Origin of the sequence: Hymenobacter sp. BT18, assembly GCF_012273015.1 — a bacterium.
In the GTDB taxonomy this organism is placed as follows: Bacteria; Bacteroidota; Bacteroidia; order Cytophagales; family Hymenobacteraceae; genus Hymenobacter; species Hymenobacter lutimineralis.
Genome location: NZ_CP050954.1, coordinates 822,808 through 846,913, shown reverse-complemented (window position 1 = coordinate 846,913; position 24,106 = coordinate 822,808). Strand labels below are relative to the sequence as shown.

The window sequence follows — 24,106 nt, the reverse complement described above, 5'->3', positions numbered from 1 at the left end:
ATGACCGTACTTTTTCAGCTGGTTCCGGTGCTTGTGCTGCTGGGCCTGGGCATGAGCTACAGCTACCGGGCCCGCAAGCTCACGGGCGCCGCCGTCTGGACGGGTGGGGCCGTGGGCCTGCTTATTTTTCTGGGTGCCGGATACCTCGGGCTGGGCTTGCTGGCGCTGTTTTTTGCTCTGGGCACGGCAGCCTCCGCCTGGCGGGTAGCCGATAAACGCCGACTGGGGTTGGCCGAAGAAAACCGCGGCCGGCGCACGGCCGGGCAGGTGCTGGCCAACGCCGGCGTGGCCGGGCTGCTGGGGCTCTTGAGCTGGCTGTTTCCGGCGTTTGCCACCCTGGGCTTACTCATGCTGGCGGGTAGCTTTGCCGCCGCTACGGCCGATACCCTGGCTTCGGAGTTGGGCAACGTGTACGGCACCCGGTACGTGAACATCCTCACTTTTCGGCCCGACACGCGGGGCGAGAATGGGGTGGTGAGCCTGGAAGGCACGGCCCTGGGAGCCGCAGGGAGCGTGGTGCTGGCGGCCATTTACTGCTTAGCGGCGGGCTACGGCCCCTGGCTGTGGTGGCTGCCGGTGGCCGGCACGGTAGGCAACCTGACGGATTCGGTGCTGGGTGCCACGCTAGAGCGGCGGGGCATCCTGTCCAACAATGTAGTAAACCTGCTGAATACCCTGGCGGGGGCCGGCACCGTGGCCGCATTATGGTTCGGGCGCGCACTGCTTTAAGGCTGTACCGCTAAGCCGGGGTTCAAACTCCCACTACGGCCTGACCACGTCATTGCGGGCTTAGCGCAGCAAAAACAAGTCATCAAGGCCCAGGGGGCGCCGGCTGGTGTAGCCTTCCGCAAACTGCACCCCAATGTAGCTGCCCAACTCCCGGTTGCGGGCGGCCAGCACGCCCAGAAAGTCGGGGGTGGATATGTAGGTGCTGATTTCCTCCGACTGGTACTCCGGGTGGTAAAACTGGCTGCGGAAGGCCGTGAGGGCCGCCAGCTTCTGCTCCCAGAAGGCGGAAATATTCTACCACAATATCCGGCCGGACGTAGCTGTTGTGGATGGCCTGAAGCAGGAGCCGGGGCCGCCAGGGCGCCTGCGGCTCGCCTTCCCATTGGGTCTGGACTTTGGGTAAACCCGCCAGGAAGGCAGCGTCATGCACCAGGTCGGCGGCGCGGCCGTGGTCGGGGTGCCGGTCGATGTTGGGATTGGTAAGAATCAGCTCGGGCCGGAAGCGGCGAATTACCTCAATGATGCGCCGCTGATGCTCTTCATCGTTGCGAAAAAAACCGTCGCGCATGCGCAGGTTCTCGCGCACGTGCAAACCCAGAATGCGGGCAGCTTCGGCGGCTTCCTCGTCGCGCAGCTCAGCCGAGCCGCGGGAACCCAGCTCGCCCCGGGTCAAGTCAACCACGCCTACTTTCCGCCCGGCAGCCGCATAGCGCAGCAGGGTGCCCGCGCAGCCTAGCTCGGCATCATCGGGGTGGGCAGCCAGCATGAGCAGATCAAGCTTCTGGGAGTTAGCCATCAGGAAGCGCTGCTAGGGGAAGCGGACGCCCGGGCAACCCGGATGGGCCGCACTTCCAAGAGCTGGTTGTGGCGCACATCGAAAACGTACCCAAACACCCGCACGCCAACCGGGAGGTGGGGGTGGCGGTGCACCCGCGCCAGGTCCTCGACCACGGCCTGGCGCAGCTCGGGGAAGGATGCGGGTGCCCCCGTAACGATAACCGGGGCCTTGTCGGATAGAGCAGCGGCTAGCATTTCATCCGAGAGGCGCATGCCGCAATCGGTGTGCTGGATGAGAAACCACTCGCGGGTGCCCAGCACCTGATGCGAAAGGAGGAGGGCCTGCAGGGTTTCGTCGGTGACGCGGCCCCCGGCGTTGCGCAGGACGTGGGCACTGCCTTCGGGCACCCCCAGCAGGCGCGTGGGGTCGAGGCGGGCATCCATGCAAGTAAGAATGGCAAAGCGGCGGGTGGACACAGCTGAAAAGTTAGGCTAAGGAAAGAAAGCACCGCCTGCTACCGGAATAGCAGGGAAGCAATGAGTAGCGTGATGAAGATATTGAAGGTTTGGGCCAGGAGGAAGGCGTAGAGCGGCTTCTTGTTTTCGTGCTTAAACAAGTCTTTGAAGTTGGTTTCCAGTCCGATGCTGGTAAAAGCCAGGGCAAACCAAAGGCCCTGGGCGCTTTTCAGCCCACCCTTCACGGCCTCCGTGGTTTCGGGCGAAAGCACGAAGGAGAATAGCAGGGAAGCGGCCACAAACCCCAGCACGAACTTGGGAAACCGCTCCCAAATCACGCCCAGCGTTGGTTTGGTATCGGGCTCGGCGGCGTTGGGGTGGCTGGTGTAGGTCCAGTACATGGAAATGGCAAAGGCGGCCGCGCCCAGCAGCACATTCTGCGAAAACTTCACGATGGTGCTGATTTTCAGGGCCTCTTCGCCCACCAGCGTACCGGAGGCCACTACCGCGCCGGTGGTATCGATGCTGCCCCCCAGCCAGGCCCCCGTTACTTCCTGGGAGAGGCCCAGCCAGTGCGCCGCGTAGGGCATGAGCAGCATCATCGGAATGGCGGTGATGAGCACCAGGGAAATGACGTAGGACAGCTTCTTGCCATCGCCCTTGATGGCGCCCGAGGTAGCAATGGCCGCCGACACCCCGCAGATGGATACGGCGCTGGCAATCATCATCGTCAGCTCCTCATCCACCCTCAGCTTGCGGCACAGCCAAAACGCGAAGTACCACACCGACAGCACCACCACCAGCGCCTGCACCAGTCCCAGGGAGCCAGCCTTCAGAATATCGGTGAAGATGACGTTGGTGCCCAGCAGCACCAGCCCGATTTTCACGAACAGCTCCGTCGTGAGCGTGGTCCGCAGCCAGTCGGGCAGGCGGAAGAGGTTGCCGATGAGCAGCCCGGCCAGCAAGCTGAAAATAACGGCCTCTAACCCCAGGTTACGCGCCGTTTTGCTACCCGCCGCTACCAGGGCCACCAGGGTAAGCAAATACACCGTGGGAAAGCCAAGCGCGTACTGCTGCAACGGCCGGTTGGTAAGCCAGGCGCCCACGGCCGCTACTGCTGCCAGGTACCCAAACTGGGTTAATATCAGCAGCAGATTGGCGGGGCTAAGCACTTTGCCGGTCAAGTCGGCGGCGGTATCCCAGTTGAACACCGGCACAGCAAACGGCAGGCCCGACAGGGAAAGCCCAATCAGCAGGGCGCCTAGCACCACTACTACCCAATCTTCGTGCAGGGTGAACGTGGCTTTAACAGGAACAGATTTAACGGCAGTTGACATAGAAAAGAGGCGTCGAAAGCAAATGAGAGAGGTTAACGGTGGGGTAGCGCCGGGGCGGCGCTTTCCTGGTAGAGTGGGGGCGGAGCCAGGTGGAAGATGTCCCGCAGGGCGCGACTGGCGGCGTGGTACCCACACATGCCGTGCACGCCCCCGCCGGGCGGGGTGGCCGAGGAGCACAGGTACAGCCCCGTCTGGGACGTGCGGTAGGGCGAAGCCCGCAAGGCTGGCCGGGTAAAGAGCTGGGTGAGGTCGAGCAGACCGCCGTTGATGTCGCCACCCACGTAGTTGGGGTTGTGCGCTTCCATTTGCGCGGTATTGAAGGTGTGGCGGCCGATAATTCGCTCCCGGAACCCCGGGGCAAACCGCTCAATCTGCAACTCAATGGCCGTGGTCATGTCCTGGGTCGAGCCGTTGGGCACGTGGCAGTAGGCCCAGGCCGTGTGCTGGCCGGCCGGGGCGCGGGTAGCATCGAAGAGGCTTTGCTGGGCCAGCAGCACAAAGGGCTTGTCGGGGTGGGCGCCGCCGGCAGCCGCCTTTTCACTGGCCGCAATTTCTTCCAGGGTACCGCCCAGGTGCACCGTCCCGGCCTCGCGGCAGCCCTCAGCTGTAAAGGGAATGGGAGCATCCAGTGCCCAGTCTACCTTGAACACGCCCATGCCGTAGCGGTAGCGCCGCAGCTGCCACTCATAAATGCCCGAGAGCTTGTGCCCGGCCATTTGCAGGAGTTGGGCCGGCGTCACATCCAGCAGCACGGCCTTGGCGTCCGGCAGCTGTGCCAGCGACCGGACGAAGGTGCCGGTTTCTATCTGCCCACCCAGGGCCCTGAAGTAGGCAGCCAGGGCATTGGCAATAGACTGAGAGCCGCCTTTGGGCAAAGGCCAGCCCTTGCGGTGGGCCGCCGCCAGCAGCACCAGGCCAATAGCGGAGGTCGTCAGATTTTGCAGCGGCTGAATGGCGTGGGCCGCCATGCCCGCCAGCAGCCCGCGCGCTTCCCGGGTCTGGAAACGGTTGGCGAGCAGCGTAGCGGGCTGCAGGGCCGAGAAACCAAACCGGGCCAGATCCAGCGGATGCTTCGGAAAGCGCAGCGGGGCCAGCACATCGTTGGCAATGCGAGGCCAGCTGGCTACTACGGGCGCCAACAGCTGCTGGTAGGCCTGCTCATCAACGCCCAGGCTATGGGCCGTGTCGGCCAGGGAGTTGACCACCATGGCAGCCGTACCGTCGTCAAACGGGTGCGCGGCGGCTACCGGCGGGGTAATGTACTCCAGCCCGTATTGAGCCAGGGGCAAGGTCTGGAAATAGGGCGAGGCTGCCGCCAGCGGGTGAATGGCTGAGCAGATGTCGTGGTGGAAGCCGGGCAAAGTCAGCTCGGCCGTGCGTAGGCCGCCGCCCAGCTGGTCCTTGCCTTCAAGCAAGAGCACCGACAAGCCAGCCTGCTGCAGCACAATGGCCGCCGCCAGCCCGTTCGGGCCCGAGCCCACCACTACCGCATCATACTCAGGATTACGCATCAGCTTTTAGTATTGGCCGGCCGACAGCGTCGATTCCGACAAGGTGTATTTTCGATCTACGCGCTCCAGCACGACGTAGAGGGAATCTTTCCGCTCGTTGAGGCCGCGCAGCACCACATGCCGGCCCCCGTCGGTGGTGCGGTAAGTTAGCGTCATTCGGTCACGCTGCTCGGGTTTCTGCTCGGCTTTGATGCCCCGCTGCCGCCGCGTGCTCAGGGCCCGGGCGTCGATTTTTTGGGTTTCGTCGCCGATGCGGTCCTGGGCCTCCAGGCTGATCCAGCTGGCCAGAGAAGCCTGGTATTGCGCCTGCTGTTGGGCCTCTTTGCCGCCTACGTAGCTGCCCCCATAGTCGCCGCCGTAGCCATTGCTGTGGCTAGCCGGGATGCTGCTGCCCCGCACCTGGGCCGTTGCTTTTTCCTGCTCCCGGCGGCGGCCTCGCTCGTCTTTGCCGGTGCGCACTTTGCTTTGCAGGTAGAGCGTGCGGGTTTGCGGGTCAGCATCATAGTAAAATACGCGCTGCCCGCCCGCGAGGCCCGTAGTTTCAAAGGTGCGGTTGATGTCGCGCATGGCCGCGCCGCCGCCGTTGGAGAGGTCGAGCTTGTGCGGCCGGTTTACTTTATAGGTAAAACTAGTCCACTTCTCGAAGGTGGCCTGCTGCCAGCGCACACTGTCGAGCGGGGTGTAAGGCAGCACCTGCCCGTTGAGGCGAAACTCGGCCACGTTGTAAAGTCCGCGCAGCTCAGTAATTCCTTTCTGGGCCGGCTGCTTGTAGGGGTCGAAGGTGAAGTTGAGGTATTCGAGGTAAGTCAGGTACACCAGAAAGATGCCGAAAGTAGCCACCTTCAGTCCCAGGCGGGTAAAGCGCAGCCAGGATTCCCGGAACGTAGGGTGGTAGTGCTGGGGCACGGTGTACTGCTCCCGAATGAGGAGGTTGTAGAGGTTGGGAATGTCCTGCACCATCAGAAAGGCTGCCAACAGCACAAAGTAGGAGCTGTACACGTGCACGCCACCGTCGTAGGCAAAGTTTACGAACACAATGTCGCCCAGGGCTCCCAGCAGCAGGGCCGCGCCCAGGAAGGTGGTGCGCCGGAAAAACAGCATTGCCCCGGCCAGCACTTCCACCACGCCCGTAAACACTTGGTACCAGGGCACGATACCGATTTGCAGCCAGAAGATTTTCTGGGCCGTCATGTCGCCAAAGTCACTGTTGAGGAGGCCAAGGGACGGGTAGGGCATCTGGGTGGGAAATACCTTGGTGAAGCCGAACCCGATGATGCCGATGCCGGCCCGGAAGCGTACAATCACGCGCAGCCAGTAATAAAGCACCTCGTATTCTTCCTTTTTGCGGGAAAGCAGCGTCCAGATCAGCCCAATGACCAGCGAAATGCCCAGGGCAATAAACCACTTGTCGTAGCCCAGCAAGGCCGGCGTGCCGTCTTCGGCTCCGCCCCGCAGAAAGAACGTGGGCGAGAACCGGGCAATGTCGTACACGTCGCGGTAATGTCCGTGCAGCCAGTCGATGGTGAATAGGTTCTTGTACCAGCCCAGGTCGCTGGGCAAGGACATGAGCACGAAAAATGGGAAGGCTACTCTGAAAAGTACGCGCTGCCAGGGTTTCCAGGGCTGGCGGTTGGCAGTAGCTTTAGTGGGCGGCGCGTACCCGGAGCGGGTGGCTGGGGCTATCAGGGTGTCGGGGGCCGGCGCGACGGTGAAAGAAGTAGTAGACATAGCAGTAGTCGTTTCAGGTGAAGAGAACCTAGAGCTTCAGGCCTCCGCGGCGGCCGGTTTTGGTGGCTTCCTCGAGCAGGTATTTCTTGTCGCGCTTTTCCAGCACCACCTGCAGGTCGCGGCCCTGCTCGTCGGTGCCCCTGAGCGTGAGGGTGCGGGCGTCGGGGCGGGTGAGGCGCAGGGTTAGCTTGCCTGGGCCTTCCAGCGGGTTGCGGTTTTGCAAAGTCAGCGTCTGCCCATCGGGGCTGAGCTGGTAGGCGTAGTAGTGGCGGCCGGCCGCCCCGGCATACTCGAAGTTGCGGTCGGCGTCCTGGGCGTGAATGGCTTCGGTGTTGCTGTGGTCGAGCACCACGGGCTGGTTCGAGCGGATGCTGAGTGTATTCCACTTTTCCAGCACCACATCCTGCCAGCGTTCTGGGTCGGTGGCCGAGTAAGGGCGTACCTGGCCGGCCAGCCGGAATTCGCGCACGTTGTAGAGGCCGGCCACATTAGCCAGGCCCGTCGCGGCGGGGTAGTGGTAGGAGCCGCGCTGGTAAGCTGCGTAAGTTTTCGTGCCATACACACCCACAAACAGCAGCACGAAGCCCCATTTCAGCCCCTGTCGCGTGGTGCGCTGCCAGGTCTCGGGCAGCCGCAGCCGAAAGCGGTTGGGAGTGGCCGGGCGCTCCAGCGTGAGCAGGTCGTTCACGCGGCGGGCATCGTACCAAAGCACCAGCAAACCCAGCGCAATCAGGTAGAAGCTGTACACGTACTCGCCGCCCTCATAAGCCAGGTTGGAAAGAAACACGTTGCCTAGAAACGACAAGCTCAGGAAGGCCCCAATGCTGGCGGTGCGGCGGTTGAGTAGGAGCAGGGCCGCCGTAATTTCCACCAGCCCCAGAAATGACTGGTAGGAAGGCACAATGCCCAGGCTCAGGGCAAAAATCTTCCAGTTGCTCAGGTCCCCGTAATGCGTGTTCAGGTGGCTGAGCGAAGGTGCCGGGGCTTGCAGCGGAAAGAACTTCAGGAAGCCGTAGGCCAGCAGGGCCGCCGCCAGCCGGTAGCGCACCAGCACGCGCAACCAGTAGTAAAGCGTGTTGTATTCCGTGCGCTGACGGTCAAAAAAGCTCCAGATGATGGCGCCCACCACAGCTACCAGTGCCACCACGGCCCAGTTCACGAAGGAGTCGGGCCCGTTGAAAACGCGGGGGGAGTAATGCGCCAGCCGGAAAATGTCCCCGAACGAAAAGCCGTGCCAGTTGGCGGCTACGTCGCGGTAGTATTTCCAGTCGAGGGGCAGTATCTGTAGGAAAAAGTACAGGAAGGCCAGGCGGAACACCGCTTTTTCGAACTCCGACCACGGCGCCTCGGCGGTTGGAGAGGGCGCTGTTATGGGCAAGCCAGCTACGGAGGCCGGCGCGGCGGGTGAAAGGGTTGTGCTCATGGGAGTAGTGGTGTGAGGTAGCAGAAAATTCAATTCCTGTGTTTGGGAATTGTCATGCTTCATCTGGCGTCCGCGGAGCCGAAGCATCTCTACCGCTTCGTTCAAGCTAAATCGTTCGGTAGAGATGCTTCGACTTCGCTCAGCATGACGTTCTGAATAGAATTCTAATAGCGGCCTAGTAGCCCTCGTTCTGTTTCAGGGCCGCATCTACCTGGAGCTGGCTGATAGGAATAGGCAGCACCAAGCGGAAGCTGGGCAGCGGAGCGTTGACATCCAGCGGGTCTTTGAAAAGCGCCGTGGCGCGGCCCGTGCGAACTAGGTCAAACCAGCGGTGGGGCTCCAGGGCAAACTCCAGTCTCCGCTCTTGCTCAATGGCGAGCAGCACTTCCTCCGGAGTGGCGGCCGGGCTGGCTTCCAGCCCGGCCCGGCCGCGCACCGCGTTCAGGTCGGCCAGAGCCTCGGGGAGCTTGCCTTGCTGGGCCAGGGCTTCCGCCCGAATCAAGTACAGCTCGGCAATGCGGAAAATGTAGCTGGGGTCGGAGCCGGGGCTGCGGTAGTAGAGGTTGCCGTACCAGGTGGTATTGTTCACGGCGGCAATCAGCGCGCTACGTCCATTGGCGGCATTGTTGGGCTCCGTGGTCAGCAACGAAACCAGGGCTTGGTTGGGGGCCCATTGGCGGGTGCCGCCGTTCACGGTGGGCTGCCACTGCCCGCGGTGGCCGTTCACTTCGGTAGTACCGTTGTAGAACAGCTCAAACACCGATTCGCGGGTGCCGCGCACGTTGCCCGTAAACCAGGCGTTGAAGGGCGCTACCAGCTGGTAGTTAGCGTTGTCGCTGATGAGGCGGGTGGCGTATTCCTCGGCCAGGGCCCAGTTCTGCTGGTACAGGTATAGCCGGGCTTTCAGGGCCCACACCGTTTTGCGGGTGGCCCGGTACCGGTCGTTGGTAGCTACGGTGGCCGGGTTGGGCAGCAGCGGCTCGGCGGTTTCCAGGTCGCGGAGCACCTGGGCGTAGGTTTCCGCCTGAGTAGCCCGCGGTATGCCCTGGTTAGCCGTAGCCGATAAGGTAGGCTCCGTGATAATGGGCACCCCGCCGAAGGTGCGGGCTAGGTCGAAATAAGCCAGGGCGCGCAGGAAGTAAGCCTCGCCCACGTACTGATTGCGCAGGGCCTCCGTCAGCAGCGGGTCCGTCACGGCGGGCACTTTGCTGATGACGTGGTTGGCGCGGTTGATGGTCACGTAAATGGCCGACCACACGGTGCTGATAGTCGAGTTATCGGCCCGCACGTTGTGGTTGATGAACTCCTGCACCTGCGACTGGGTGCCCGTCCACTGCACGTTGTCGCCGGTGAGGTAGCCGATGCTCTGGAAGCTGGTGCCGTAGTAGCCGCCGCTGGCCAGGGCGCTGTACACCCCGTTCAGGGCCGTCGCCGCCGACTTCTGGTCGGTCACGGTTAGGTCATCGGCAATGGATTCGCGGGGCTCTACATCCAGAAAGTCCGCGCACGCCGATACGCTGAAGGCTACGGCTATGGAAGCGAAAAAAGCGACGGTTTTTAAGTAGGCGGTAGACATGATGATGCTGGTTTCTGGTTTTTTGGTTCCGGAATGCTGGGCGGTAACGCGCGGCAGAAGCCTTCCGAAGAAAGAGTTAGAAAGTAGCGCTGATGCCTATCTGCAGGCTGCGCGGCTGCGGGGGAGTGCCCAGGTCGATGCCCTGCTGGTTGGCGTCGCTGCTGGCCGCCGACTCGGGGTCGAGGCCGGAGTAGTTGGTGAGCAAGGCCAGGTTGGTGCCCTGGGCGTACACCCGAATGGAGCTGCCGTGCAGGCCCCGGGTAAGGCGCTCGGGCAGGGTGTAGCCCACACTCACGTTGCGCAGCCGAATGAACGAGCCGTCTTCCAGCCAGCGGCTGCCCCCATCGAGGTAGTTGTTCACGTTGATGCCATCGGGGCGGGGCACGTCAGTTTGGTCGCCAGGCCGCTGCCAGCGGTCCAGGTTGCTGGCGAAGATGACGCGGGCTTCGTCGCGGGCCCCGCCGCCTTCCCCAAAGAAGCGGTTGTGGTTGTACACCTTATTGCCGTACTGGAAGGCCACCAGCACACTGGCGTCGAAGCCCCGGTACGTGAAGGTGTTGTTCAGGCCGCCAAAGAACTTGGGCCAGATGCTGCCCACAATTTGCCGGTCGGCGGCCGTAATCTTCCCGTCGCGGTTCACGTCATCGTACACGGCGTTGCCCGTTTCTGGATCTACCTCCAGCTGCTTGTACACCCAGAACGAGTACAGGGGGTGGCCTTCCTGCTGCAGAATCAGGTCGCGGCTGCCGAATTTGGTGGGCGTGGCCAGCTTTTCGATGTTGTTGGCGTTGCTGGCAATGTTGAAGCTGGTATTCCAGCTGAAATCGGCCTGCCGCACGTTCACGGTGTTGAGGGCAAACTCCACCCCCTTGTTGCTCACTTCCACGGCATTAGCCCAGTAGTAGGGGAAACCGGTGGTGGCGGGCTTCGTGAGCTGAATCAGGCCGTTCTTGGTGTACTTGTAGTACGCGTTGAATTCCAGGGCCACGCGTCCGTCCCAGAAAGCTACGTCCACGCCCACGTTGGCCTGGGAGGTTTGCTCCCATTTCAGGTCGGCATTGGCCAGCTGCTGGGGTGCAATGCCGGCCGCGCCCAGGTAGTTGGCCCCACCGTTCCACAGGCCCCGGGCCGCGAAGTTGCCGATGCCGTTCTGGTTGCCCGTCAGCCCATACGAAGCCCGCAGCTTCAGGTCGCTGAGCACGGGCACGTCACGCAGAAAGCTTTCCTGCTTCACGCGCCAGGCGGCGCCCACGCTCGGGAAGTAGCCCCACTGATTTTTCTTGCCGAAGCGGGAGGAGCCATCGGCCCGGAAGCTCACGTTCAGCAGGTACCGGTCGTCGAAGTTGTAGTCTGCCCGGCCGAAAAAGGAGGCTAGCCGGTAGCCCGACCAGTTCCGGGTACTGCTCGTGACGGAAGCGGCCGATATTTCCTTAAAGGCATTGTTGGGGAAGCCCGTGCCTTGGGCAAAGGTGCGGCCGTTTGTGTCGCTCTGCAGGCCCTGGCCCAGGAGCAGCCCCAGGCCGTGCTTGCCAAACTGCTGCCGGTAGTTGAGCGTGTTTTCGTTGAGCAGGGAGGTGTACTGCGTGATGCTCGACGTCGCTAGGCCGCCTACGCCAGCTCCCGCAATCAGCAGCGTGTTCCAGTATTCCTCTTCGTCGTAGTTGTTGTAGTCCACGCCGAAGCTGGTGCGAAACTTCAGAGTGGGCAGCAGCTGTACATCGCCGTACAAGTTGCCGATGTAGCGCAGGCTAGTGGAGTTGACGTCGTAGTTGTTGATGAGCAGCTCCACGTTGTCGAAGCTGGCGCGGCCTACCAGCCGCCCGTTGGCATCGTAGGGCGAAAGCAGAGTGGGCGTGTGCAAAGCGGCCTGCAGCAAGCCGCCCGCGGGGCCGTCCCCGGCGCGCCCTTCGTTGCGGTACGTGCGCGAAAAGGAGTTACTGACGCCAATCTGCACCCGGTCGGAAATCTGCTGATCAAGGTTCACCTTGAAGCTGGCGCGCTGAAAGTCGATGGGCCGCAGAATAGACTCCTGCTTGGTATAACCTCCGCCAATGTAGTAGCGGGTGCTGCTGCTGCCCCCGGTCACGGCCAGGTCGTAGTTCTGCAGACGGGCCGTGCGAAATATCTGCCCCAACCGGTCGTAGGTTGGTTGCTCTTCCGGTAGCCCGCGGCCACCCTCCGAAACGGGGCGGTAGGGCCGGTTTTCGTAGGTGTGCGGGGTAGATCCAGTGGTATTCAGCCAGTTTTCGTTGACGAGTTGGGCATGTTCCGGCCCGGTAGCCAGGTCCCAGAGCTTGGCCGCCTTGGCCCAGCCCTGCGACACGTTCAAGCTCACCCGCGGCTTTTGGTTGTAGCTGCCGCGCTTGGTGGTGATGAGGATAACTCCGTTGGCGCCCCGGGCCCCGTATAGGGCCGTGGCGTCGGCATCCTTGAGCACCTCCACGTTTTCAATGTCGGCCGGATTTAGGTCGGCAATGGGCGACGAGGCTTTTCCCCCGGTGCTGATGGTTTGCAGGCTGTTGTTGTTCATAAATACACCGTCCACCACATATAGCGGCGTGTTGGAGCCGTTGATGGTGGTGGCCCCGCGCACCCGCACGTTCACGGCCCCGCCCGGCACCCCGGAGTTGGAAGAAATCTGCACCCCCGACACTTTGCCCTGGAGCTGCGCGTCGAAGCTGCCCACGGGTAGCTCTTTGGTATCGGTGGGGTCAACCTTCACGATGGAGCCCGTCAGGTTTTTGCGCTGCTGGGTGCCGTAGCCCACCACTACCACTTCGTTTAGCTGGCCCTGGTCCGGCACCAGGCGCACCGTCAGGCTGCCAGCTTGCCCGGCTTTGACTTCCTGGGACTTATAGCCGATAAAGGAAAAGATAAGCGTGGCGTTTTCTGGGGTTTCACTGAGGCTGAACTCCCCGTTCTCAGCCGTGGTAGTACCCGTAGCAGTGCCTTTTACCCGCACCGTCACGCCGGGTAGGGCCTGGCCATTTTCGTCGAGCACCTTTCCGGTTACAGGCGTTACCGCAACCAGGTAGTGACCTGGCCGTGGAGCGCTGCTTGCCGACGGCGCCCCAACGGTACCCAGTGCCAGCACAATAGGAAGTAGAGAGTAGTTCATGAAAAGAAGAGAGGAAGGGTGTGATAGGGTCAGCCGAAGCATGCGCTGCCTGTTGCCATGCGCAGGGCTCCGCGCAAACCCTAACTGAGTTTTCGCGAGTAAGCCTGGTATGCCGGGTTACCGGATACTTTGAATTATCAGGTGTTCGGGAATGAAAGGATTTGGCTTGCGCTGCCGCTGAGCCTACCTACTCCCATGTAGCTTTCGGCTTGCATAGGGCAAGGGAAAGGCGGTATGAGGGCGTAAAGCGCAAGCAGTCAGCAGGCCGATGCCCGTGGCTGAGAAAATAGAACAATTACCAGGCTAAGGGCTTGCTCATCGGTGCGCTCCAGAGGCGCTAAAGGGCCGGTTTTCCGTCTGGTAGGCTGCGGCAAGTACAGGTCGCAGCCGTAAACCCAGAGGAAGGTAGTGGACGGATTTTCCAGTTACAGACCTTAGTAGGAAACAGCGTGTCGGTAATCCGGGCTATAAGTAGCCGCCTGGAAAAAGTGCAATCCAGCTTGGCTTAGGCCACCCTGCAGCCGGACACCCCATGCTTGTCGGGAAGGTGGCTTACCTGGGTCAGGAAGCGGTGTGCCGGTATGCTGGCAGTTATGCGGCTCCCTGGCTGACGAACACAGCAGTTGCGCCGCAACAACACCGCTCTACCAACTCGGGAGTGGCGAAATAAGCAGCAGAAGGGCCAGTGAGGTTCATAGCAACTTGCTTTAATAGGACGAAGCCTTCATCGGTTTTCAGGGTTATCCCAGCGTACCGATGCGTAGCAAAGCCAGGTTCGTTTCTGCTTTGCGTACATCCCATCTTCTCTGTTTTGTAGAAGAGTAGTGCGACAAATGTAGAGGAGGATTCTTTTGAAATACAAGCCGTTTCCGGGCCCAAGACCCTGAGAAATGCCTCTTTAAGCCCTGAAAAGGGTACGTGTCAGACCTACTTTTCATAACTAAACTTTATACCCAAACCTGCCGATTCAGCCGTGTTCGAAGTCAGGCAGTCATTTTCAGAATCATGGCTGCACGACAACAATAATTGACTTCAATAGCCCTTATTCAGGCTTTTTACAGTTCCTCGTCGTGCAGATTCAGTTTTCACGCCACCCTAAACCAGTGAGAGACTATAGCTGGCAAACAGAATTCCTGTAAAATAACCTGTTGTTATTAGTTATAACTTAAAGTTATCAATACGACCTGCTAAAAATTTTTATAAAAAGTGTAAAAAAAGTCGCCAATTGCCTCAGAGTCTAAGTGCGAGCGGCAGAGTGGCTGTGCTGGCTGAAACGATGGGCATAGAAAAAGCCCCAACCAGGGGTAGGGGCTTTGGATAAAAAAGAAAGTAGAGTGGGACCGGCTAGCGTACAAAGAAGCCTTTGGCTTCCCAAGCTGCCACATTCTGAGTTCGAACGAAACGGGTTTCAATGTGCCCCCAGGCATCCTGTTTGTACATAACAGTTTTGCCTTCCTCCCGCGTGTGGAGCGCCTGTAGTTGATCGGCATGTGAGAGAGCAGGCGCAGTGGTTTCAGCGGCTGCGCGAGGACGGGTACGTTTACTGGAAGTTGCCATAGGTACGCAACGTGGTGCTGCTTAAAAAGGGTTCATCAATAGCGCCGCCCGAAGCAGGTGGCGTGTCGGTTTCAGGGCCAGGCAAAGAACGCCAAATGCCCGCATTGTATTGAGTTAACAACAAAATAAACGGACCCTGAGCGGCGCTCAAGGTTGCAGGTTGCATAGCAAAAACCGCTGGCAACAGCCTGGGACCGGTTGGTCAGGGCCGGCTATCAGATGCAAAAATGCCCTGGGAGAGTACCCAGGGCATTTTCATGAGCGGAGCAAGGCGCAGCAGTCCAACCAGCTTAGAAGTTGTAGAGAAGCTCCCGCAGGTTATAATCGGGAATGCCAGGAGTGTAGGGAGGGTAAAACTGGCCGTGGCGGGAGTACAGACCATAAATAAACGTGCAGGGCTTCGAATAGAACTGCTGGTAGTCGTGCTCCGGCTGCGTAAGCCAGACGCTGGCTTTCCCTTCGCGGAGCTTAGCCTGCAGGTTCTCCATGGAGTAGGGCTGGCTTTGCGCGTCAATGGCTACCCAGCGGTGGTTGGAGTCAACGGCCAGCCAGCCCTTTTTGGTGAGAACTTCCGTAATAGCATGACTGGGCACGCCCGCGGTAGTCAGCTCCTGGAGCTTTGATAAAGCGGGCACATCGGCAAAGAGGGTTACGTGCCGGGTCTGGTAACCCAGCTTCATAAATATCTTCTCCAGCACCCGGCTGCGGTCGTAGCACAAACCCAGGTGAGACGTGTACACGTCCTTGGGTTCCCGGGGCTGACCCAGGGCAATGGCCACCCCCGTAGCGGAGTGCGTGAGCACCACGTTTTGCGCTGCTTTGATCAGGGCTAGCTGCTGCTCGTAGGTTTGCGCCGAGGCCGGGCCCGAGGGAATACCCTGCAGGTACAGCTGAATATACTGTTCGTCTTCGGCCGTTACGGTCTGGTCAATGTCGTAATCAAGTACCAGCGTTATGCCCATACCAACCAGCAGCAGTAGCCCGATCAGCCAGGGCTTACGGAGCCGCCGGGAGGGGTATACTCTGGTTGGATTTGTTATTGTTTGTCGCTGCATAGCTTCGGGGTAAGCTCCCAAGGAAAAGCAAAAGTACACTTTTAGAGGAAGATAAATCAAAAATATACATATCAATATATGTCAAGGCAAAAATTTGTACAATGGCGCAGTTGGAGGTAAGCGCCTCATTGGCCGGGAATTACCGGTTACTGATTTGGCCCCACTACGGGGCCTGCTCCAGCACCCGCCAGCCTTGGGCGGGAATTGCTACTACGTCCCCGGCGCGCAGCTCCAGCTGCTGTTCGCTGAATACATCCAGCCAAGTGCCGGCGGCTAATTCGGGTAAAACCAAGGTGCGCTCAGCCGGAGCAGCATTGACAACGCAAAGTACTGCTGCTGCATCCTTCCGGCGCAGGAAGCCATACAGCTCTGGAGCGGTTTCCAGGCGCAGGAAGCGGCTGGTCGGGTCGCCGTTGCGCAGGGCCGGGTGGCGGCGCTTGAGCTGCAGCAGGCGCGTGTAAAAGTCCTGGAGGGGATATTCCTGCCAGTCTACCGGGTCCCGGTCGAAGAACGCCAGCCGCTTGTTGAGGGCCGCTTCCTGGCCGGTGTACACCAGGGGCATGCCGGGCAGCAGCACCGTAAGCACGGCAAAGGGCAGCGCCATTGGCCCCAGCCGCTCGTACTCGGTACCATCCCAGCTGTTCACGTCGTGGTTGCTGGTGAAGTGCATCAGGTACACCGAAGGCGGATACTTAGCCCGCTCGGCCGCGAGGTAGATGTCAATGTCGCTGAGCGCGTTCTTGTCTTCGGCAATGTGGTCGAGTAAATAATGCAGGCGCAGGCCGAAGGTCATGTTGAAAGCCCGTTCCAGCAGCTTGGTATCGGAGTTGAACTCCGCCCAGCTCAGGCCCCCGCTGGGGTATAACTCGTCCCACTCGGCCAGCATAAACAGGGGCTTTACTTCATCCAGCTCCAGGCGCGCTTCGTCCCAGAAATCCGTGGGCACCAGCCCGGCCACGTCGCAGCGGTACCCGTCGATATCCGCCTCGCGCACCCAGTAAAGTAGAGCGTCCGTCATGTAGCGGCGCAGTCCCGGCTGGGCGTAGTCGAAGGCTACCACGTCGGTCCAGTCGGGCACGGGCGGCACCAGTTGGCCCCGGGCATCGTGCTGGTACCATTCCGGGTGCTGGGCTACCAGCGGGTTGTCCCAGCTGGTGTGGTTGGCCACCCAGTCCAGCAAAACTTTGAGCCCCAGGGCGTGGGCCTTTTGCACCAAATGGCGTAAGTCGTCGAGGGTGCCAAACTCCGGATTCACCCCCAGATAATCCCGCACGGCGTACTGGCTGCCCAGCGTGCCCTTGCGGTTGACTTCGCCGATGGGATGTACGGGCATCAGCCACACGATGCTCACGCCCATGGCCGCCAGCCGGGGCAGGTGCTCCGCGAAGGCTCGAAAGGTACCCTCCGGCGAGAATTGGCGGAGGTTTACTTCATAAATGGTGGCATTGGCCGCCCACTCCGGGTGACGAACTTGGAACAGGTGGCTGTGCGGGTGCAGGGGTTCTGGGGCAGACATAGCAAAGGTGTTTGCTAGGTTTGAACGACCCGCAGCCACCGGGGTTATTGGCGGCCGCCTTACCAGCTACCACAGGCCCTGCCGCGGCGGGTCGGGGAGGCGCTCATACACGCGGTAGCCGTGTGGGGGCACCAGCAGCTTCGAGCCCGCACCCAGGCGCAATACCTGTCCGCTGAACAGCTCCCGGTACACGCCCGGGGCCACGATGCCCAAGGCCAGCTCGTGGGGTTGGCTGTCGAAGTTCACGGCCGTGAGCACGGCGGCTTTGGCCTTGCGGCGCAGGAAGGCATACACTTTCGGGCTGCCGTCTTCCAGCTTCGCAAACTGGCTGCAGGCGTCGCCATTGCGCAGGGCGGGATGGCGCTTTTTTAATTGGAGCAGCTTGGTATAGAAGTCCTGCAGCGGATAATCCCGCCACGGAATAGTGTCTTTGTCGAAAAAGCGCAGCCGCTTTTTCAGGGCTGCTTCCTGGCCGCTGTACACCATGGGAATGCCGGGCAAAAGCGCGGTGAGCACGGCCTGGGGCAGGGCATCCTTGCCCAGTCGCTCGTACTCGGTGCCGTCCCAGCTGTTGATGTCGTGGCTGCTGGTGAAATACATCAGGTAGGCGCTGGCCGGGTAGCGGCTCCGCTCCACGGCGCGGTAGGCATCCAGGGCGGCCAGCGGCTGCCGGCCCCGGCTGATGCTGTCGAGCAGGTAACGCATGCGCAGGGCGTAGGTGGCATCAAAGGCCTTTTCCAGCATACCGGTGTTGGGGTCAAACTCGTCTTTCTTGAGGAAGGGCGGGCTGTGCAGCTCGTCCCACTCGGCCAGCATGAACACGGGCTTCCGCTTTTCCAGGAGCTGGCGCGTCTGCACCCAGAAATCCATGGGCACCAGGCCGGCTACGTCGCAGCGGAAGCCGTCGAAGTCGGCCTCTTGCACCCAGTACGCCATGCTTTCCTGCATGTAGCGGCGCAGCTCTGGCTTGGAGTAATCGAGGTCGATGACGTCCTGCCAATCAGCGACGGGCGGCACGAACTGCCCTTGCGGGCCCTTGGTAAACCACTCGGGGTGCTGCCGGGCCAGCTGGCTGTCCCAACTGGTGTGGTTGGCTACCCAGTCGAGAATTACGTGCATGCCGCGCTTATGGGCCTCGCCCACCAGGTGGCGCAGGTCCTCCATCGTCCCAAATTCGGGGTTCACGGCGCGGTAGTCCTGGATGGAGTACTGGCTGCCCAGGGTGCCTTTGCGGTTTAGCTGCCCGATGGGCTGCACCGGCATCAGCCACAGAATGCCCACGCCCATTTGCTGCAGGCGCGGCAGATGCTGCTCAAACGCCCGAAACGTGCCCTCCGGCGTGTACTGCCGGATATTGACCTCGTAGATGCTGGCCGAATCGGCCCACTGCGGGTGCCGGATGGTGTACTGCGGGGGAGCAGCCGGGGCGCAGTCGGTGATGTTGTCGTAGGCAGATTGGCAGGAGGCCAGCAGGCTGAGTAAGCCGACCAGAGAGAATAGGGCAAAGCGGTACATGGCGAAACATACCGCTTTTTCCGTCAGCTCCGGGTGGCGCCGCTTAGCTTTTGGTACGGGCCCGCGCGGCATCGTAGCGCACCCCGCCAAACAAGTAAAGCATGAGGGTGCGGGAATAGCGCAGGGAAAATGGCATGAACAGCAACGACGCTACGGCCACGCTCAGGATGTACACCCAGGTGTCGGGGTCGTTCAGCAGAAAGTACACCGCGAAGCCTATCACCAGCATAATGCCCGTCGAAAACACGAAGCTGATGTACATGGCACCCCAGTAAAAGCCGGGCTCAGGCTCGTAGGCCTGTCCGCACACGGGGCAGTGCTCGGGCATTTCAGTGAACTTGGTGCTGATGGCTGAATGCGAGAAAAGTGGCCCTTGGTGGCAGCGCGGGCAGCGTTGCTGCAGAATAGCCAGGACCGTAGAATCAGTAGTTTCCATAAGAAAGCTGCAAGAATAGCAGTAAACAAAATTACTCTACGCAGGTCGGCCAGGTAAGGGCAATTCGCGGGTTTGTCTAGCACAAATCAACGCGGCCGGCACCTCACGGTTGCTGGCGAAATGCCTCCGGGGTCTGGGCACTGTGCTTGCGAAAGTAGCGGCTGAAGTAGGAGGCATCCTCAAAGCCCAGGGCGTCGGCCACCTGGGCAATGGTGGCCGGGAAGTGGCGCAGCAGGCGGCGGGCTTCCAGCAGTACGCGCTCCTGCACCAGGGCACTGGCCGTTTTGCCCAGGTGGCGGCGGCACAGCGCGTTCAGATGGTTGGGGGAAACGTGCAGCTGGTCGGCGTAATGCTGTACTTCCCGGCTGGTGCGAAAGTGCTGGTTGATAAGACTCCCGAAAGCCCGCAGCAGGGTTTGTGCGTGCAGGGGCTCTTCGGGCGAGAAGGTGGCTGGCGCGGCTGGGTATTGCCGAGCGGCCAGCTCCAGGCAAATGTGCAGGTAAGAGCGAAAAACGTCATCCTGGGCCGGGGCGGGCTGGGTGTTTTCCTGCCACATGCGCTCCATCAGCCAGGGAATGTGGGTTTCCGCCTCGGGCAGATACAGCACCGGGGGCTGGCGGTGGTCGAAAAAAGGGTACTCAAACAGCCGGCCCCCCGGGTAGCGGTATAGATAGAAGTCGGCCTCAAACAGCACCACGTAGCCCTGGGCATCGTAGGGCAGCTGCCAGTGGTGTACCTGCCCCGGCGTCATGAAAAACAGCGCCCCGGGCTGCAGGTCGTAGGTGACCAGGTCGATGGTGTGGGTGCCGTGGCCGCGGGTGACGTAGAGCAGCAGGTAAAAGTCGTGGGCGTGGGGCTGGCTGACGCCGGGGAAGTTGGCCACGTGCTGGGCCAGCCGCTCCAGGTACCAGGGCCGCCGCGCCCGCCCCTGCGGAAACGACTCCAGCGTAAGTACAGGCAAGGCTGGTGACTTCATGCGGAGAAGATAAGGCGCTGCCCCAATAGCAGGGGCTTGTAACCATGAATTTGCTTGCTGCAAATAAAAGCCCCGCATGCCTGGCATGCGGGGCTTTTTCAGGAATTGTTTTTTAGGGTGGCTGCAAACCCGGCAGTGCGGGGCCGCCGCAGGGCACTTGAGGGATGGTTACTGGGCTTTGCCACGGCGCAAATGCCGTAAGCCCATACCCACCCCAGCGGCCAGCAGCAAAGAGGCGCCCCCATCAATGGGTACATCGGTGGGGCTATCGGGCTCCGGACCTCCTTCCGGCGGCTCACCCTGGGCCCAGGCTGTTTGAACGGATAAGAGCAAAGCGGCAACGAATAGGCCGCGAAGTAAGTGACGTAGCATGCGCAAAATGAAGAGTTACTAGGGAAGAAAACAAGGCAGCCCGGTCGGCCACTGAACGGGGCTACCGACGTGAATAGCACGGCAGCAGCCCCGTAGGTAGGGCCGGGTTACTCCACCACCAGGCGACGCGTGGCCTGTTCGGCACCCGCCTGTACCTGAAGCAGGTAAACGCCGGCGGGCAGACCCGTGAGACTTACCGGAGCCGCGCCACCACCCGCGGGCAGCTTGGCGGAGCGCACTGCCCGGCCGAGGGCATCGTGCAGGGTGAGCGTGGCAGCCTTGCTGCCCGCGGACAGCAGCACCGTAGCCTGCCCGTGTGCGGGGTTAGGGTATACGGCCAGGGTAGCGGCCAAAGCCCCACCACGGGTAGCCAGCGGGGTGGCAGCGCCTACGTTCAGCCAGAAGCGGCCAGTGAAGGTTTGCGCTTTATCGGCCTGGAAGCTATAGGCGGCATTGGTGGCCTGCAGGTCCGTGCGCTGGCCGGTGGTGGCATCCTCCAGATACACTTTGGTACCGGCCGCTAGGTTGGCCAACTGTGGAGCCCGTACCGAGTAGGTACCCGAGGCAGGCACCTGTACCAGCAGCGGAATGCGTGCTTCGCCGGCCAGAGTAGGCAGGCCCTGAATGGCTAGCTCTTCTCCTGCAGTGGTCAGCGCCGCCAGGTTCAGGCCCGAGGTGTTGCGCAGCTTGGCTGCGTCGAAGCTGGCATCCAGACCCGTGGTAGCTCCTTCTTCGGCATAGAGGTAGAGGGCATCCTGGCTGGCACCCTGGGCCGTGCCCAGCGTCAGCTTCACCAGGGGGCGTAGGTCGTCGGAGCCGCGGCGCACGGGCGCCTGGGTGGCGTAGCTGGTTACGCGCTGGGTGTTGCGGAAGGTGAGCGAGCCGCTGGTCTGGCCCTTGCTCACGCGCACGAAGAAGCCCTGGCCCAGGCCAATCAGCGGGTTGTCGCCCACGCCGTTGGCGTAGGTGCGGTACTCGCCGCCGTAGCGGCTGGTGCTTTCAAACACGTACATGGCGGCGTCCAGGTTGGGGCGGTCGGCGGCGGCTACCTTGCTCCAGTCGAGTGGAGAAGGGTAGAGGTTGCCCACCAGGTGCCAGCCGGCGTCATCGGCGGTAGCGCCGGCGTTGCGGGCCAGCGTCAGCGTTTTGGTGCCATCGTTGGGCTTGCCCTCAAATTTCAGGGTCTGGCCAGCCGGGGTATTTACGGAGTAGCCCCGGCCCACGGGCAGCGCTTCTGCCAAAGACTCTGGCGAAACCCAGCCCTTGCTGAACGCCGACAAATCATTGGTGGCTGAAGCCAGCCGCGACTGGTCGTAGCCGAAGACGGTGGGGAAGGGGTTGGCTTTGCCGGGGGTAGGGGAGGTGTTGTATTCTGCATTCACCTTAGGCGTGGTGCCGCCGCTGCCAAAGTCGGCCACGGTAGCGGCGCTGACGGGCGCGCTCAGGTGGCGGTAGCCCAGGCCGGCGTTCTGGCTGGGGTCAATGTAGCGCTGAACAGTAGCCGGAATTTCAAGCGTTACGCCATTATTTTCCAGAGTCCCCCCGTTACTCACAATCAGGGCGGTACCCGTCGCGTCGCTGAGCAATGTCAGGCGGTTGTCGCGCAGATCCAGGGTGCCGGAGTTCAGGCGCAGCTCCCGACGAATAGATACCGGCTGGCTAAGAATAACTGATTCTCCGGAACTGATGCTGAGGGTGCGGACAGTAGAAGGCAGGCCGGTGCCGGTGAAGGTGCTTTGGTCACCGATGCTCTCAAACTCGTAAATGGCATCCGTGGAGAAGATACGGTTAGCCGTCTGGATGACGCCTTTCGCGCCGGTCTTATAGATACCATCATAATAGATTTCCAGAATGCCACCAGCCTGCACTTCAAAGGTGCCAGGGCCGCTGATGGGCGTGTTCTCACCCGTCATCAGTTCTACGCGCCCACCGTTTTCAACCGTGAATGATTGTTCGATAGTGGTGCCATTCAGCGTCATACCCGTACCGCCATTCCGGATAGTTACCGTGCGGTAAGTCCCCTGGTCTATACCGTACGTACCAGGGCCGCTGATAACCAGGTCCCGAATAACTGTGTAGGTCTGGCTGTTGCTGGTGCCGCCGGCCGTGGTGATGGTAACGGGGCCTGTTACAGCGCCCAGCGGTACCTGCACGTTGCTGAGGGTAGTGCCGTCGGGGGATGTAGTAAAGGGACCAGCTACGGTGTTGTTGCTGGTGCCACTGAAGGTAATCAAGGTTGCGCCCTTGAGGTTGGTGCCCGTTAGGCTGATGCGGCCCAGTAATGGTCCGGAACTGCCCGAGCTGAAAAAGGTGAACGTAGGCGCAGGAGTGGGGGTGACGGTGAATACCCCGGGGCTAAAGCCCGTCGTACCGCCGGTGTTTACGCCCACGGGCCCGGTGGTAGCGCCGGCCGGCACCGTTGCCGTAATCTTGGTGGAGGAATTAACCACGCGGGAGGCCAACACGGCATTACCAAAAGTCACGAACGAACCCGTCGTGAAGTTTTCGCCCGTGATGACAACCGTCTCGCCAACGGGTCCTTCCTCGGGCGAAAGGGAATAGACCACCGGGTCGCCTACTACCGTGAAGTTAATGCTGCTGGTGGCCGTGCCGTTGGGGGTCGTTACCGTAATCGGGCCGCTGGAAGTACCGGTAGGTACAGTAGCGGAAATCTGTCCGTCATTCACCACGTTGAAGAAAAGCGCATCTACGCCGTTGAACTTTACGGCCGTAGCCCCCGTGAACCCTGAGCCGGACAAAGTCACGTTACTCTGAGCCGGACCACTTTGCGGGGAGAAGTTGCTGATAGCCGGCGTACTGGCCGCCGTAACAGTGAAACCACCCGAAGCTTGGGCAAAACCCTGCGAACCATTCAGAATAAGGGTTTTATTTCCTGGCGTAAGTGAGGCAGGTACAGTGGCCGTAATCTGGGTAGCAGAATTGATAGTGAAGCTAGCCGTTGTGCCAGGAATGAAAAGCACCTGCTGGATAGTGTTCAGGTTGGTGCCGGTGATAATGATTTGTGTACCTACGGGCCCACTGGCTGGCGTCACGTTGCTGATCGTGGGAGTGGCCCGCACCGTTACCGTGAAGTTGCTGGGGCTGGTAGCGGTGCCGCTGGGAGTAGCTATAGTGATAGGGCCAGTGGTGGCACCAGTGGGCACCTGCGCCGTAATTCCTTCGTCGCTTTCTACGCTGAAGTTCGCCGATATGCCATTAAAGTACACGGCCGTAGACCCCACGAAGCCCGTTCCAAAAATGCTGATGTTGGTGCCCACGGATCCGCTGGTGGGATTTACGGAAGTTATGGAGTGGCTGGCATTGGTCACCGTGAAACCGCTAAAAGCCGTTTCAGAGCCATTAGGGCCGCTTATGGTAACATCGTAGGTACCAGGGACAAGGCTGGCTGGTACCGTAACGGTAAGTTGGGTAGGCGAATCGTGGGTGAACGTAGCGGAAAGCTCCCCACCGAACAGTACTTGGTCGACGCTGGCCAAATTGGTGCCCGTGATGATAAATTGGGTGCCTACGGAGCCGCTGGTTGGCGATAAATCGGCAATAGCCGGCGCGCCGGAAGCCTCTACCACAAAATCAGTGGCGGACGTAGCCGTACCCCCCGAGGTGGTTATGGTAATACGGCCCGTGGTAGCGCCGTTCGGCACGCTAAATGAAACGTAGTTGCCGGTGCCATCCGTGATGAAAGGACCCGTGTAAGCAACGCCGTTGATGGCAATACCGGAAATATTATTCAGGTTAGTCCCGGTTACTTCCACAGTGGTCTGAGCGGCGCCACTGCTGGGCGTAAACGAGGAAATAGTTGGGGCCGCAACCCGGTGCACCCCCGGTGTCTTTGGCACCTCGGCATGTGCTACCAACAGGCTGGGCAGTAGTAAAAATGACAGTAGCCCAACCCAACTGTATGAGCGTATTCGGGTAATAATTTGCATAGGTTAGAAGAAAGAGGTGAAACAAAGCCTCGAAGGTCCGCCTCTTCCCTGCCAGGGACAATACCCGGAAGTAGGTA

At 60.9% G+C, this 24,106-nt stretch carries 17 protein-coding genes; 1 reads left to right on the top strand and 16 read right to left on the bottom strand.

The genetic code is table 11. From position 1 onward, the window contains the following. The gene (locus HER32_RS03500) at positions 1-729 is read left to right on the top strand and encodes a DUF92 domain-containing protein (protein ID WP_168680576.1); all 729 of its coding nucleotides are present in this window, start codon (positions 1-3) and stop codon (positions 727-729) included. 82 nt (positions 730-811) lie between these two features. On the opposite strand, the gene bshB1 is transcribed toward HER32_RS03500, so the two are convergent. The 16 genes from bshB1 to HER32_RS03420 all read right to left on the bottom strand — a co-directional run bounded on the left by bshB1 (position 812) and on the right by HER32_RS03420 (position 23,939). Next, positions 812-1,525 (bottom strand): bacillithiol biosynthesis deacetylase BshB1, encoded by a 714-nt coding sequence (bshB1, locus tag HER32_RS03495; protein ID WP_317169652.1) that lies wholly within the window; start codon positions 1,523-1,525, stop codon positions 812-814. After that, positions 1,525-1,983 carry a beta-class carbonic anhydrase gene (locus HER32_RS03490; RefSeq protein WP_149069065.1) on the bottom strand — a complete coding sequence of 153 codons (459 nt, stop codon included), beginning with the start codon at positions 1,981-1,983 and terminating at the stop codon, positions 1,525-1,527. Before HER32_RS03490 ends, bshB1 begins: the two co-directional genes overlap by 1 nt. A gap of 38 nt (positions 1,984-2,021) precedes the next feature. Continuing rightward, positions 2,022-3,299: a YeiH family protein gene (locus tag HER32_RS03485; RefSeq protein WP_168680573.1), complete on the bottom strand. Its 1,278-nt coding sequence runs from the start codon at positions 3,297-3,299 to the stop codon at positions 2,022-2,024. A 32-nt stretch (positions 3,300-3,331) separates the two neighbouring features. Next, on the bottom strand, positions 3,332-4,810 hold the full coding sequence (locus HER32_RS03480; protein WP_168680571.1) for a phytoene desaturase family protein: 1,479 nt from the start codon (positions 4,808-4,810) through the stop codon (positions 3,332-3,334). 6 nt (positions 4,811-4,816) lie between these two features. Continuing rightward, positions 4,817-6,538, bottom strand: coding sequence for a hypothetical protein (locus HER32_RS03475; protein ID WP_197748867.1), 1,722 nt, complete (start codon positions 6,536-6,538; stop codon positions 4,817-4,819). A gap of 28 nt (positions 6,539-6,566) precedes the next feature. After that, positions 6,567-7,961 (bottom strand): DoxX family protein, encoded by a 1,395-nt coding sequence (locus tag HER32_RS03470; RefSeq protein WP_232066356.1) that lies wholly within the window; start codon positions 7,959-7,961, stop codon positions 6,567-6,569. Positions 7,962-8,136: 175 nt separating this feature from the next. Beyond that, complete coding sequence (locus HER32_RS03465; protein ID WP_149069068.1) at positions 8,137-9,537, bottom strand: RagB/SusD family nutrient uptake outer membrane protein; 1,401 nt, start codon at positions 9,535-9,537, stop codon at positions 8,137-8,139. A 76-nt stretch (positions 9,538-9,613) separates the two neighbouring features. Then, positions 9,614-12,655 carry a SusC/RagA family TonB-linked outer membrane protein gene (locus HER32_RS03460; protein WP_168680569.1) on the bottom strand — a complete coding sequence of 1,014 codons (3,042 nt, stop codon included), beginning with the start codon at positions 12,653-12,655 and terminating at the stop codon, positions 9,614-9,616. Positions 12,656-14,195: 1,540 nt separating this feature from the next. Beyond that, the gene (locus HER32_RS03455) at positions 14,196-14,378 is read right to left on the bottom strand and encodes a hypothetical protein (protein ID WP_149069070.1); all 183 of its coding nucleotides are present in this window, start codon (positions 14,376-14,378) and stop codon (positions 14,196-14,198) included. A gap of 124 nt (positions 14,379-14,502) precedes the next feature. Continuing rightward, entirely contained in the window at positions 14,503-15,267 is a 765-nt protein-coding gene (locus HER32_RS03450; RefSeq protein WP_168680567.1) for a hypothetical protein, read from the bottom strand. Between the two features lie 163 nt (positions 15,268-15,430). After that, positions 15,431-16,783 (bottom strand): alpha-amylase family glycosyl hydrolase, encoded by a 1,353-nt coding sequence (locus HER32_RS03445; RefSeq protein ID WP_168680565.1) that lies wholly within the window; start codon positions 16,781-16,783, stop codon positions 15,431-15,433. Between the two features lie 66 nt (positions 16,784-16,849). Continuing rightward, positions 16,850-18,298 carry an alpha-amylase family glycosyl hydrolase gene (locus tag HER32_RS03440; protein ID WP_168680563.1) on the bottom strand — a complete coding sequence of 483 codons (1,449 nt, stop codon included), beginning with the start codon at positions 18,296-18,298 and terminating at the stop codon, positions 16,850-16,852. Positions 18,299-18,341: 43 nt separating this feature from the next. Further along, positions 18,342-18,734 carry a DUF983 domain-containing protein gene (locus HER32_RS03435; RefSeq protein ID WP_232066354.1) on the bottom strand — a complete coding sequence of 131 codons (393 nt, stop codon included), beginning with the start codon at positions 18,732-18,734 and terminating at the stop codon, positions 18,342-18,344. Positions 18,735-18,837: 103 nt separating this feature from the next. Further along, positions 18,838-19,710: an AraC family transcriptional regulator gene (locus tag HER32_RS03430; RefSeq protein WP_168680561.1), complete on the bottom strand. Its 873-nt coding sequence runs from the start codon at positions 19,708-19,710 to the stop codon at positions 18,838-18,840. A 168-nt stretch (positions 19,711-19,878) separates the two neighbouring features. Next, positions 19,879-20,043 (bottom strand): PID-CTERM protein-sorting domain-containing protein, encoded by a 165-nt coding sequence (locus tag HER32_RS03425; RefSeq protein ID WP_168680559.1) that lies wholly within the window; start codon positions 20,041-20,043, stop codon positions 19,879-19,881. A gap of 146 nt (positions 20,044-20,189) precedes the next feature. Then, positions 20,190-23,939 carry an IPT/TIG domain-containing protein gene (locus HER32_RS03420; protein WP_168680556.1) on the bottom strand — a complete coding sequence of 1,250 codons (3,750 nt, stop codon included), beginning with the start codon at positions 23,937-23,939 and terminating at the stop codon, positions 20,190-20,192. Between the last annotated feature and the right edge of the window lie 167 nt (positions 23,940-24,106).

Coding starts and splice junctions, on each gene's coding strand:
- HER32_RS03500 (WP_168680576.1), top strand. CDS start 1: ATGACCGTACTTTTTCAGCTGGTTCCGGTGCTTGTGCTGCTGGGCCTG.
- bshB1 (WP_317169652.1), bottom strand. CDS start 1,525: ATGGCTAACTCCCAGAAGCTTGATCTGCTCATGCTGGCTGCCCACCCC.
- HER32_RS03485 (WP_168680573.1), bottom strand. CDS start 3,299: ATGTCAACTGCCGTTAAATCTGTTCCTGTTAAAGCCACGTTCACCCTG.
- HER32_RS03480 (WP_168680571.1), bottom strand. CDS start 4,810: ATGCGTAATCCTGAGTATGATGCGGTAGTGGTGGGCTCGGGCCCGAAC.
- HER32_RS03475 (WP_197748867.1), bottom strand. CDS start 6,538: ATGTCTACTACTTCTTTCACCGTCGCGCCGGCCCCCGACACCCTGATA.
- HER32_RS03470 (WP_232066356.1), bottom strand. CDS start 7,961: ATGAGCACAACCCTTTCACCCGCCGCGCCGGCCTCCGTAGCTGGCTTG.
- HER32_RS03465 (WP_149069068.1), bottom strand. CDS start 9,537: ATGTCTACCGCCTACTTAAAAACCGTCGCTTTTTTCGCTTCCATAGCC.
- HER32_RS03460 (WP_168680569.1), bottom strand. CDS start 12,655: ATGAACTACTCTCTACTTCCTATTGTGCTGGCACTGGGTACCGTTGGG.
- HER32_RS03455 (WP_149069070.1), bottom strand. CDS start 14,378: ATGCAACCTGCAACCTTGAGCGCCGCTCAGGGTCCGTTTATTTTGTTG.
- HER32_RS03450 (WP_168680567.1), bottom strand. CDS start 15,267: ATGCAGCGACAAACAATAACAAATCCAACCAGAGTATACCCCTCCCGG.
- HER32_RS03445 (WP_168680565.1), bottom strand. CDS start 16,783: ATGTCTGCCCCAGAACCCCTGCACCCGCACAGCCACCTGTTCCAAGTT.
- HER32_RS03440 (WP_168680563.1), bottom strand. CDS start 18,298: ATGTACCGCTTTGCCCTATTCTCTCTGGTCGGCTTACTCAGCCTGCTG.
- HER32_RS03435 (WP_232066354.1), bottom strand. CDS start 18,734: ATGGAAACTACTGATTCTACGGTCCTGGCTATTCTGCAGCAACGCTGC.
- HER32_RS03430 (WP_168680561.1), bottom strand. CDS start 19,710: ATGAAGTCACCAGCCTTGCCTGTACTTACGCTGGAGTCGTTTCCGCAG.